The 12,069-nt window shown below is 63.8% G+C and carries 9 protein-coding genes; 7 read left to right on the forward strand and 2 right to left on the reverse strand.

All coding sequences use genetic code 11. From position 1 onward, the window contains the following. Positions 1 to 191 precede the first annotated feature (191 nt). The 3 genes from S7S_RS08690 to rraA are packed head-to-tail and all read left to right on the forward strand — an operon-like array spanning position 192 to position 3,691. Entirely contained in the window at positions 192 to 2,489 is a 2,298-nt protein-coding gene (locus S7S_RS08690; protein WP_008737531.1) for a response regulator, read from the forward strand. After that, complete coding sequence (locus tag S7S_RS08695) at positions 2,486 to 3,154, forward strand: NAD(P)H-binding protein (protein WP_008737533.1); 669 nt, start codon at positions 2,486 to 2,488, stop codon at positions 3,152 to 3,154. Before S7S_RS08690 ends, S7S_RS08695 begins: the two co-directional genes overlap by 4 nt. Before the next feature lie 54 nt (positions 3,155 to 3,208). Then, positions 3,209 to 3,691, forward strand: coding sequence for a ribonuclease E activity regulator RraA (rraA, locus tag S7S_RS08700; RefSeq protein WP_008737536.1), 483 nt, complete (start codon positions 3,209 to 3,211; stop codon positions 3,689 to 3,691). A gap of 66 nt (positions 3,692 to 3,757) precedes the next feature. On the opposite strand, the gene S7S_RS08705 is transcribed toward rraA, so the two are convergent. Further along, on the reverse strand, positions 3,758 to 4,303 hold the full coding sequence (locus S7S_RS08705) for a DUF805 domain-containing protein (protein ID WP_008737538.1): 546 nt from the start codon (positions 4,301 to 4,303) through the stop codon (positions 3,758 to 3,760). A gap of 335 nt (positions 4,304 to 4,638) precedes the next feature. Between S7S_RS08705 and S7S_RS08710 the strand changes: the two genes are divergently transcribed. The 4 genes from S7S_RS08710 to S7S_RS08725 all read left to right on the forward strand — a co-directional run bounded on the left by S7S_RS08710 (position 4,639) and on the right by S7S_RS08725 (position 10,869). Then, complete coding sequence (locus tag S7S_RS08710; RefSeq protein WP_144401626.1) at positions 4,639 to 4,908, forward strand: hypothetical protein; 270 nt, start codon at positions 4,639 to 4,641, stop codon at positions 4,906 to 4,908. Positions 4,909 to 4,977: 69 nt separating this feature from the next. Further along, positions 4,978 to 6,273: a TolC family protein gene (locus S7S_RS08715; RefSeq protein WP_008737542.1), complete on the forward strand. Its 1,296-nt coding sequence runs from the start codon at positions 4,978 to 4,980 to the stop codon at positions 6,271 to 6,273. Continuing rightward, a complete protein-coding gene (locus S7S_RS08720) occupies positions 6,263 to 7,744 on the forward strand; it encodes an efflux RND transporter periplasmic adaptor subunit (RefSeq protein ID WP_008737545.1) in 1,482 nt (493 codons plus the stop codon). Before S7S_RS08715 ends, S7S_RS08720 begins: the two co-directional genes overlap by 11 nt. After that, a complete protein-coding gene (locus tag S7S_RS08725) occupies positions 7,741 to 10,869 on the forward strand; it encodes an efflux RND transporter permease subunit (protein ID WP_041025972.1) in 3,129 nt (1,042 codons plus the stop codon). Before S7S_RS08720 ends, S7S_RS08725 begins: the two co-directional genes overlap by 4 nt. A gap of 85 nt (positions 10,870 to 10,954) precedes the next feature. On the opposite strand, the gene S7S_RS08730 is transcribed toward S7S_RS08725, so the two are convergent. Then, complete coding sequence (locus tag S7S_RS08730) at positions 10,955 to 11,935, reverse strand: malate dehydrogenase (protein WP_008737549.1); 981 nt, start codon at positions 11,933 to 11,935, stop codon at positions 10,955 to 10,957. Positions 11,936 to 12,069 lie beyond the last annotated feature (134 nt).

Genomic DNA, 12,069 nt, shown 5'->3' on the forward strand with positions numbered 1-12,069 from the left:
CCTGCAAACCCGCGTCAGCGCTTGTCCGACAAGGGGTAGCCGGCCCCGTGAGCCGGTGGTAACGTAGCGCGTCATCGCGGGGCCGGTTTCCCTGTGTTCTGTTTCAGGGCCCCGCCAGCGACGCCCGCCCTGCCTGAGGGCGGTGTGGCGAGGGATTGAGTTACAGGCCCGGGCCTGGGAGATGGCGCCGCATGAATCGCTCTGCCGTATCGGCCAGCAAGGACCGCAAGGTCCTGCGCAGGATTGACTTCGGGGCCGCCAGAACATCCGTTGCGGGTGTGTTGGCGGCCCTTGCCGTTTTTGCCCTGATCGGTTTCTGGGGGCGGCTGTATTACGACTTCGAGGGGCTGGTGCTCGGCTTCGGGCTGATGGTCCTGCTGGTCACCGCCTACCGGCTGCTGATCGTGGCCCGCTTCGATACCCTGTACGCCGCCGGCCCGGCGCGCTGGCGCCGCCTGTTCGGCCTCGGCCTGCTGGCGCATGCCTGCGTCTGGGGCGCGCTGTTCGGCACCGTCACGGTGCTGTACGGGATCGGCTTCAATTTCTTCGCCGTGGCGCTGTACAACATCGGCGTCACCACCGCGCTGTCCAGCGCCTGGATGGCGGCATTGCCCACCCGGCAGGCGTATATCGGCCTGATGTTTGCGCCCGGCATCGTGGCGCTGGCGGTCAGCGGCGCGCCGCAGGGCATTATCCTGGCGCTGCTGCTGGCCGTGTACGCCCTCTACCTTTACCGCATGTTTGCCAACCTCTACGACACCTTCTGGCATGCGCTGGCGCGCGAGCGGCGCCCGGCGCTGACGCAGGCGGCGCAGGGTGGCGTGGTGCCGCGCTCGGGGCAGGATATCCAGCTCAGCCTGGTGTACCGGCTGGCGCATGAGCTGCGCACCCCGATGAACAGCATGCTGGGCATGCTGGCGCTGCTGGATGAAACCGAGCTCTCCAAGGAGCAGAAGGAATACCATCTGGTGGCGTCGCAGTCGGGCAAGCTGTTGTTGTCGCTGATCGACGACGTGCTGGATTACAGCCGCATTCTGACCGGCCGCATTGTCCTGAACCCGGATTTCTTTGACCTGCGCTCGGCGCTGGAACAGTCGCTGGATGCCTACGGCCATATCGCCCAGGGCAAGGGCATCGAACTGACCTGTGTCATGAGCCACCATCTGCCGCGCCGGGTGCGCGGCGACCGGGAGCGTATCCTGCAGGTGATGAACAACCTGCTCAGCAACGCCATCAAGTTTTCCGAACGCGGCGAGATTCGCGTCGAGGTGGATTTCCAGGGCGATACCGACCGCGAGGGCATGCTGCAACTGCGCGTGCGCGACCAGGGCATCGGCATGGAGCCGGACGCCGCGCGGCAATTGTTCGAGGACCAGTTCCTCGGCCCCGACCCGGACCCGTTCAGTAACCGTCAGGGCGGCTTCGGGCTGCTGGTCTGCAAGGGCCTGGTGGAAGCCATGTCCGGACGCATCGGCGTCGACAGTGAAGCCGGGCAGGGCAGTTGCTTCTGGCTGAGCCTGCCGATGCAGGCCCAGCCGGACCTCAGCGAGCGCGCTGACCTGCGCCGTGCACTGCGTGACAAACGGATGCTGGTGGCCGGTGCCGCCAGCGGCACCGGCGAAATGCTGCGCGAAGAACTGGACGCGCTGGAGGGCCAGTGCACGCTGGCCGAAGACTACGACGACGCACTACAGGCACTGCGCGCCGGCCACCGCGATAAACAGGAATACGCCCTGCTGTTTGTTGATACCTGGCTGCGTCGCGACAGCGCCCTGAACCTGTGCCGCACCGTGTACGGTGACCCGGCGCTCCAGGGCGTGCAGGTGCTGCTCAGCGTGGGCGTGGACGAACGCAGTCACAGCGCTGTGCAGAAACTGGTGCAGCAATATGATCTGCCGGTGCTGAGCAAGCCGCTGCATCGCACGGGCCTGCGTACGCTGCTGTCGACCTTGTACGGCCTGGAAGATCCGCAGGCCAGTGACACGGGTTATCAGGAGACCGACGAGGACCGGGCGCGCCGGCGCGATTACCGGCTGCTGCTGGTGGAAGACAACGAAGTCAATCAGCTGGTGATTCGCGGCATGCTCGGCAAGCTCGGTTATCAGGTCAAAACTGTCAGCAATGGTGAAACCGCCCTGGCGCTGCTGGAGCAGGAACATTTCGATGTGATCCTGCTGGACTGCATGATGCCGGACATGGACGGCTTCGATGTGGCGCGGCATGTGCGCGAATTCGAACGCGCCCACGCACCGGCCTCGAAACTGGACAGCCTCGAAGGCATTCCCCGCGTACCGATCATCGCCATCACCGCCAACACCATGGAAGGCGTCCAGGCCCGCTGCCTGGCTGCCGGCATGGATGATTTTCTTGCCAAGCCGGTGCAGATCGAGCAACTGGAAACCGTGCTGCGCCACTGGCTGCCCCCCGAGGCGCCGCAACCCCAGGATGACGAGGACGATGTCCCCGTTGACGGAGCGCCCCGGCCATGACCGTTCATCGCGCACTGGTGCTCGGCGCCACGGGCCTGATCGGCCGCCATCTGTTGTATGCATTGCTGGACTCGCCGCACTGGCAGAGCGTGCAGGTGCTGACACGTCGCCCGCTGGGTTTCAGCCACGAAAAACTGCGCGAAACAGTCCTGCCGCTGGACCAGATGGCCAGCCGGCCGGACCTGTTCGCCGTGGACGATGTGTTCTGCTGCCTGGGCACCACCTTGCGCGCCGCCGGCTCGCGGTCCGCGTTCCGGCAGGTGGATTTCGATTATTGTGTGCAGGCTGCAGAGCTGGCCCGTGCCCAGGGCGCCGATCATTTTCTGGTGGTGTCCGCCGTCAACGCCAGCGCCCGTTCCCGGGTATTTTATTCGCGCACCAAAGGGCAGATGGAAGAAGCGGTGGAGGCGCTGGATTTTCGGGCGCTGACGATCATGCAGCCATCGTTGCTGCTGGGCGACCGCAGCGAATTCCGCACCGGCGAACGGCTGGCGGCGGCTGGCATGCAGTGGCTGCGGCCGTTGCTGAACTGGACCGACGCCGACTGGCTGCCGGTGGATGCTGCCGCCGTGGCCCAGGCCATGCTCGCGGCCGCCCGCGAGCCGGCCAGCGGCGTGCGCCGGCTGCGCTACCGCGACATACAGCGGCTGGCCGGTATCCACTGAATTTTGAACAGTGCGGTGCCAGGTGCCGCATCAACACACGAGAGGTGAAACACCGTGGATTTTGTGACCTGCGATCTCTGTGACGACCATGCCGAAGACGTGTCGGTGGTGACCGGCCTGTCCTGGCGCAGCTTCGGCGGCCGCAGTGCCTTTGGCGGCCAGATCGACACCGTGAAATGCTTCGAGGACAACTCCCGCGTCAAGGAACAACTGGCCACGCCGGGCAAGGGCAAGGTGCTGCTGGTGGACGGCGGCGGCTCCCTGCGCAATGCGCTGATCGGCGACATGATTGCAGAAAACGCCGTGGAAAACGGCTGGGAAGGCGTGATCATCTACGGCGCCTGCCGCGACGTGGACGCGCTGGCGCAGCTGGATATCGGTGTCATCACCCTGGGCTGCGTGCCGATCAAGAGCGTGCGCCGTGGCGAAGGCCAGCTGAATATTCCGGTGAGCTTCGGTGGCGTGACGTTTCAGCCGGGGCAGTGGGTGTATGCCGACAATAACGGCATTATTGTGGCGGACAAGGCGCTGCTATAAGCGCCACCCTGAAAGCAGAAACAGAAACGGGGCCAGCGCGGCCCCGTTTTTTTGTGCACGACAGGGTTATTCAAACGCCTGCTGCATCTGCTCCGCCTGGAGAATGTACTGCTGATACGCCGGCAGGCTGATGGCGGCGACAATCCCCAGCACGGCGAACAACAGCGGGATCAATGCCAACACCACCACACCCTTGGTGTTGGGCACCGGCGCCGGGCCGTAGCGATTGCTGCCGGCCGTGCCGCGTGCGAACAACAGCACCAGCACCATGATGACGTTGACCAGCGGAATCAGCATCAGCAGTGACAGCCAGCCGCTCTGATCCATGTCATTCAGGCGGCGCACCGCATAGCCGAAGGTAAACACCAGCAGGGCGAGATACACCACCGCCAGTGAAATGAACACCATCGGGCCGGGGGGCTGGCCTGTGAACAGCCCGGAGAGTGAGAAAATGATGAAGATCACCGGATAAGTGATCAGCATCAGTCCCATGCAATAGGCCAGATAACGCAGCCGCCCGATGCGGCCGGACAGGCTCAGAAAACGTGGCTGGTAGGTGCTGAATGCTGGATCGGCAGGTGCCGAGGCGGGTGCCTGATAATGGTTGTCCATCCCTGATTTTCCCCCAGGAAACAGTTAGTGAATGGGATACGTTCGCCGGTCTGGCGAGCAGCGGTGACTATAGCGGGATTTGGCAGGCGATGACATGGCCAGCACGGAGCGGGAGTGGCCAGTAATATCCGGCATCGGCGTCTCGCACGGCAGTTTGCGCATTGACACCGGGCATGCCTGGCAGTTTATCTTGTTCTGCTTGGACGCTTCTGGATTATAGTGTTGCCATGATAATCATCCGGCTGGTCATCAGTTGCCTGCTTCTGGTTAGCCTCCCCCTGCAGGGGATGGCGACGGCTGGGCAATGGAAGCCACCCTGTCCCATGGAACAGGGCATGGCGCAGGCCGATATGGATCGTCACAGTGGCACAATGCCAGACATGCCGAAAGCGGATTGTTGCCTGGATGATGACGCCGCTCTGCTCAGCGGCCAGTCGTGCAAGACGGGCCAGCAATGCCATGTCGGGCAACTGTCCATGATGGGTGCGATGTTGCTGATTGCTTCTCCGCCCGCGCATTTTTCTCCCCCGCATCCGGTTGATCCTGTCTACTCCCCCCTGACGCTGACTACCATCTGGCGACCACCGCTCACACTTCTGCACTGACCTGTTCAGGCCCGGCCATGCCGGACCATCAAGCGGCGCTCTGCGCCGGGAACCGTGTTGGAGTGACACATGTACCGGGTATTTCTGTATGTCGGCCGACCCCGACAGATTTTCCGCTGGTTAGTGACCGGTGTGCTATTGGCCAGCGCATCGGTGCCTGCCAGTGAAGGATTGAGCTTTGATCACGCGGTGTCGCTTGCCTTGCGTCAGTCGCTGGAGTTGCAGGCGGAATCCGCCTGGGTCGAGGCGGCCCGCCAGGCAGAAGGGCCTGCGGACACCTTGCCTGACCCCACGCTGATCCTGGGGCTTGATAATGTCCCGGTGGAAGGGCCGGATCGCTATAGCCTGTCGGGTGATGTCATGACCATGCAGCGTATTGGCGTGATGCAGCGATTCCCCAATCGCAGCAAGCGCAAGGCGCGTGCCGAGGGTGCCGAATTGCGCACCAGTCTGACCGAAGCCGCCGAGGCAGCCACCCGGCTGGCTGTGCTTCGACAGACTGCCGTGGCCTGGATCGAGCGCCACGTTCTGGATCAACAACTGACCCTGCTGGATGAGCTGTTTGAAGAAAACCGCCTGTTCGATGATGCGGTGCGTGCCCGGCTGTCCGCTGGCCAGGGCAAGGTGGCCGAGAGCGTGGCCCCCCGACAGGAAGCGGCGGCGTTGCTGGGCCGGCGGGATGCGCTGCTGGCCAGGCAACGCCAGGCCGAAGCGCGCCTGATGCGCTGGCTGGGTGAAGCGGGAGGGCTGCCTCTGATCGGGGACGCGCCGACCTTTGCCATCGATGCCGGGCAATTGTTGCAGGGCCTGGATCAACACCCGGCACTGGAGATGGCGCAGCGCCAGGCTGCCATGGCGCGGGCTGCTGCAGACGAGGCGCGGGCGGCGAAAAAACCGGACTGGGCATTGACGCTGGCCTACATGAACCGGGAGGACGTCAGCGACATGGCGATGCTGCAGGTCAACGTGGACCTGCCACTGTTCAGCGGCTCGCGCCAGGGGCCGCGCATTGCTGCGGCGGAAGCCGAACGGCGGGCGCTGGAGGTCGGCGCCGAGGCCGTAAAACGCGAACAGCAGGCCATGCTGCGGGCTGACCTGGCCGAGTACGAGCGCCTGGTGCGCGCACTGGCCCGGCAGCGGGAGCTGTTGATTCCCCTGGCCCGGGAGAAAACGGAGCTGACAGAAGCCGCCTGGCGCGGCGGCGACGGCAGTCTCGCCGAGCTAGTGCGGGCGCGCAGTGAATGGCTTGACGCCCGGCTGACCGCCATCGATCTGATGGGGCAGCGTGACATGGCGGCGGCGGCCCTGCATTTCACCTACGGCCATCCCGGCATGGCGGGCGAGGAGCACGATCATGAACATTAAACGCAACGCCCTGATCGGCGCGATGGGCCTGCTGTTGTTACTGGCCGGTCTGTATCTCGGCCGTTACGGGGTGCCAGCACCGGACAATGCCCCGGCCGCAAAGGAGAGCGGTGCAATGAACGGGGAAGAGGGCGACAGGCAGGTGCTGTACTGGTACGACCCCATGTACCCCCAGCATCGTTTTGAGGAACCGGGCCCCTCGCCCTTCATGGATATGGACCTGGTGCCGCGCTATGCCGGCGGCGGTGGCAGCGAGCAGCCGGCCGTGCAGGTGGAGGCGGCCATGGTGCAGAGCCTGGGGATCCGGAGTGCGTCGGTGACATCAACCCGGGCGCAGTCACGGCTGGAGGCGACCGGGCTGGTGGCCTTCAACGACCGCGCGCTGACACGCCTGCAAAGCCCGTCCATGGCGTTCGTGGACAAGGCCTGGCCGTTGGCCGAGGGAGACACCGTCAGACGGGGGCAACCGTTGCTGCGCCTGCGGGTGCCGGCCTGGACCGGTGCCCAGCATGAGTGGCTGGCGCTGCTCGACAGCGGGGACAGCGCACTGATTGCGTCGGGTCGGGAGCGCCTGCGGTCGCTGGGCATGCCTGCGGCACTGATTTCGAGTGTTGAACGCCAGCGCCAGTTGCAGGACACCTGGACCGTGACCGCGCCCCACGACGGCGTCATCCGCACCCTTGATGCCCGCGCAGGCATGACTCTCGCGGCCGGGGCCTCAATGGCCGGGATACAGTCACTGGATCCTGTCTGGATCGAGATTGCGATGCCCGAGCGCCAGGTGGGGCAGGTCCGCAACGGCGACGTCGTTGAGGTCACCGTGCAGGGCGCGCTGCGTGAGGGGAGGGTGGCCGAGATTCTGCCACAGGTGAACCAGGCTACCCGGACTGTGCCGGTACGGGTGATCCTGCCGAACGGCAACGGCGAGTTGCGTCCGGGCATGAGCGCGCAGGTACGCCTTCAGGGAGAGAGCGAGCAAAAGGCGCTGGCCGTACCGACCGAGGCACTGTTGCACACGGGGCAGCGTACCCTGGTGATGCTGGATGAGGGCGAAGGGCGATATCGTCCGCAGGCGGTGCAGCCGGGCGCCGAACTGGGCGAGCAGACGCTGATTCTGGCTGGCCTGGAAGAAGGCCAGAAGGTGGTGGTCAGCGGGCAGTTCCTGCTCGATTCCGAAGCGAGTCTGCAAGGCATTGCGATACAGGACATGGCGCCACCGAAGGTGACAGACGGGCCTGGTGCGCTGCATCACGCCGAGGGCGTTGTTGAGCAACTCGTCGATGGCAAGGTGCGGCTCAGGCATGGCCCTTTCGAAACGCTTGGCATGCCGGCCATGACCATGCGCTTTCGTCTCGCGAATGAACAGGTCGCCGGGGGCATTGCCGTCGGGGATCGTGTCCGCATCGGTGTGCGCGACACCGACGACGGTTTGATCGTGGTGTCGCTCGACAAACAGGCGGTGACGCCATGATCGCCGCGCTGATTCGCTGGTCGCTGGCAAACCGGTTTCTGGTGCTGCTTGCGACACTGTTCATCAGTGTGTGGGGTGTCTGGTCGATCAATAACACCCCCGTTGATGCGCTCCCGGATTTGTCCGATGTGCAGGTGATCATCCGCACCAGCTATCCGGGCCAGGCGCCGCAACTGGTGGAGCAACAGGTCACTTATCCGATTGCCACCACCATGTTGGCCGTGCCCGGCGCGCGTGCCGTGCGAGGTTATTCGTTCTTCGGTGACAGTTATGTCTATGTGCTGTTTGAAGACGGGACGGACCTCTACTGGGCGCGCTCCCGCGTGCTGGAGTATCTCAACCAGGCGCAGTCCCAGTTGCCGCGTGCCGCGCGGCCGTCACTGGGGCCGGATGCCACCGGGGTAGGCTGGATCTACCAGTATGTGTTGATAGACCGCACCGGGCAGCATGATCTGGCGCAGCTGACATCCTTGCAGGACTGGTTTCTGAAATACGAGTTGCAAACCCTGCCGGGCGTTGCCGAAGTGGCCACTGTCGGGGGAATGGTGCGTGAGTATCAGGTGGTGCCGGACCCGGTGAAACTGGCCAGCCTTGGCATCAGCCATCAACAGGTGCGCCAGGCGATTGAAGAAGCCAACCAGGAAACCGGCGGCGCGGTGCTGACACTGGGCGAAGCGGAGTTCATGGTGCGCGCCAGTGGCTACCTTCAATCACTGGCCGATTTTCGCACCATTCCCCTGAAACTGATTGACGGGGTGCCGGTCTTGCTTGGCGATGTCGCCCATATCCGTACGGGGCCGGAAATGCGGCGCGGCATTGCCGAACTGAACGGTGAGGGCGAGGTGGTCGGCGGGGTCGTGATCCTGCGGTCGGGCAAGAATGCCCGCGCTGTGCTGGCTGCCGTGCATGAACGCCTTGGTGTGCTGCGCAACAGCTTGCCGGAGGGGGTGGAGGTGGTGGTTACCTATGACCGCAGTGAGCTGATTGACCGGGCGGTAAGCAACCTCGGGCACAAGCTGGTCGAGGAATTCATTGTGGTAGCGCTGGTGTGCCTGTTGTTTCTTGGCCATTTGCGTTCGTCACTGGTGGCCATTATTTCGCTGCCGCTGGGTATTCTTGTTGCCTTTATCGTGATGCGTTATCAGGGCGTGAATGCCAACATCATGTCGCTCGGCGGTATCGCCATTGCCATCGGGGCCATGGTCGATGCGGCGGTGGTGATGATCGAGAATGCGCACAGGAAGATCGAAGCCTGGCATCGGGACAATCCAGGAAAATCCCTGCGCGGTGACGCGCACTGGCAGGTTATCGAGCAGGCCGCTGTCGAGGTCGGGCCGGCACTGTTTTTCTCGTTGTTGATCATCACCCTGTCATTCATTCCGGTGTTCACACTGGAGGCGCAGGAGGGGCGGCTATTCGGCCCGCTGGCCTTTACCAAGACCTGGGCGATGGCAGCGGCAGCCGGTCTGTCGGTGACGCTGGTGCCGCTCCTGATGGGCTACTGGATTCGGGGACGCATTCCTTCCGAAGAAGGCAACCCGCTCAACCGGTGGCTGACGCGCGGCTACCGGCCAGTGCTGGAGCGGGTGCTGGCGTGGCCAAAAATCACCTTGCTGGTCGCTGGTCTGGTTTTCCTGACCACGTTATGGCCTTTGAGTCACCTTGGCGGTGAATTCCTGCCACCGCTGGACGAGGGCGACTTGCTGTACATGCCCAGTGCCTTGCCCGGCCTGTCGGCACAGAAAGCCTCGGAACTGTTGCAACAGACTGACCGGCTGATCAAGACCGTGCCCGAGGTGGAGCAGGTGTTCGGCAAGGCGGGCCGGGCCCGGACCGCAACCGACCCGGCGCCCTTGACCATGTTTGAAACCACCATCCGTTTCAAACCCCGGGACCAGTGGCGGGACGGCATGACGCCCGGGAAGCTGGTCGAGGAACTGGACCGTGTTGTACAGGTGCCGGGGCTGGCGAATATCTGGATTCCCCCGATCCGCAACCGCATCGACATGCTGGCCACAGGGATCAAGAGCCCGATTGGCATCAAGGTGGCCGGCGATGATCTGGCTACCCTGGATGAGGTGGGCCGTCAGATCGAACAGATCGCAAAGCAGGTGCCTGGCGTGTCGTCTGCGCTGTCCGAACGGCTGACCGGCGGGCGCTATGTGGACATCACGGTGCGCCGTGACCTGGCTGCTCAGTATGGCCTCAGTGTCGCCGACGTGCAGTCGGTGGTCAGTGGTCTGATCGGTGGCGAAAATATCGGTGAGACGGTGGAGGGGCTGGCGCGCTATCCGATCAGCCTGCGCTATCCCCGTGAATGGCGCGACACCGTGCAGCGTCTGCGCGATCTGCCGGTTGTGACACCGGGCGGTGCGCAGATCACCCTCGGGACCGTGACGGACATCGCGGTGGCGGACGGGCCACCGATGCTGAAAAGCGACAACGGACGCCTGTCTGGCTGGATCTATATCGACGTTCGTAATCGCGACCTGGCCTCGGTGGTGGAGGCGCTGCGCACGGCAGTGAATGAACAGGTTGTACTGCCTGCGGGCGTGAGCCTGTCCTTTGCCGGCCAGTTCGAGTTTCTCGAACGGGCCAATGCCAGGCTGAAAGTGGTTGTGCCGGCGACGCTGCTGATCATCTTCGTGCTGCTGTTTCTGACATTCCGTCGGGTGGATGAAGCCCTGCTGATCATGACAACCTTGCCGTTTTCCGTGACGGGCGGCATCTGGCTTCTGTATCTGCTGGACTACAACCTGTCGGTGGCGACCGGGGTCGGTTTTATCGCCCTGGCGGGTGTCGCGGCCGAGTTCGGTGTGATCATGCTGTTGTATCTGAAACAGGCCTGGCAGGCACGCGTGGCGCAGGGGCACCGGGACGAGGCTGCGCTGGTCGGCGCTATTCGCGACGGCGCCGTGTTGCGTGTCAGGCCCAAGGCGATGACGGTGGCCGTGATCATTGCGGGCCTGTTGCCGATTTTCTGGGGCGACGGCACCGGTGGCGAAATCATGCGCCGCATTGCGGCACCCATGGTCGGGGGGATGATCACGGCGCCATTGTTATCGTTATTTGTGTTGCCGGCAGCCTATCGGCTCATGCGCCGCCGCGACGGCATCGAGCACTGACCAGGAAGCAGGTGCCGAAGCTTATGATCAGGCAAAAAAAACGGGGCCATCACGGCCCCGTTTTTCTGTGTGACAGAGCGTCTGCTTACGGCAGCAGATGCTTCACCGCATCACGCTCTTCAGCCAGCTCTTTCTCGGTGGCTTCCATGCGGCCACGGGAGAAATCATTCACTTCCAGGCCCTGGACGATTGCCCAGTCGCCGTTCTTGCAGGTGCACGGGAAGGAGTAGATCAGGCCTTCCTGAATACCGTAGGAACCGTCGCTGTAGATGCCCATGGAGACCCAGTCGCCGTCGGCAGTGCCCAGTGCCCAGGTGCGCATGTGGTCGATGGCGGCAGACGCAGCGGAGGCAGCAGACGAGGCACCACGGGCCTTGATGATGGCCGCGCCGCGTTGTTGTACTTCCGGAATGTAGGTGCCTTCGTACCAGTCCTGTTCAACCAGATCCACGGCAGTCTTGCCGTCCACGGTGGCGTGGTGCAGGTCCGGGTACTGGGTGGAGGAGTGGTTGCCCCAGATGGTCATTTTCTTCACGTCGTTCACGGTCTTGCCGACTTTGGCCGCCAGTTGCGCCATGGCACGGTTGTGGTCCAGGCGGGTCATGGCGGTGAATTGACGCGGGTTGATGTCCGGCGCGTTGCGCTGGGCGATCAGGGCGTTGGTGTTGGCCGGGTTGCCGACCACCAGTACCTTGATGTCGCGGCTGGCCACTTCGTTGATGGCCTTGCCCTGGACCGAGAAAATCGCGGCGTTGGCTTCGAGCAGGTCTTTACGCTCCATGCCCGGGCCGCGCGGACGGGCGCCGACCAGCAGGGCATACTGGGCATCCTTGAAAGCAACTTTCGGGTCATCGGTCTGCACGATACCGGCCAGCAGCGGGAAGGCGCAGTCGTCCAGTTCCATGGCCACGCCCTTGAGGGCTTCCAGGGCCGGGGTGATTTCCAGCAGTTGCAGGATCACCGGCTGGTCTTTGCCGAGCATGTCGCCGGAGGCAATGCGGAACAGCAGGGAATAGCTGATCTGGCCTGCGGCACCAGTGACTGCAACGCGTACGGGTGCTTTCATGAACAATCTCCATCAGTCGCCTGTGGGCGGATTAAAGGGGCAGCTCCTATCCGACGCTTTGTGGGCACGAGTGGGCGGAGACCCCGGGCGGCGCGCATTATAAAGGACTGGGCCTGGGTCCGCACCTGGGCCGG

The sequence above is a fragment of the Isoalcanivorax pacificus W11-5 genome, assembly GCF_000299335.2.
Taxonomy (GTDB): domain Bacteria; phylum Pseudomonadota; class Gammaproteobacteria; order Pseudomonadales; family Alcanivoracaceae; genus Isoalcanivorax; species Isoalcanivorax pacificus.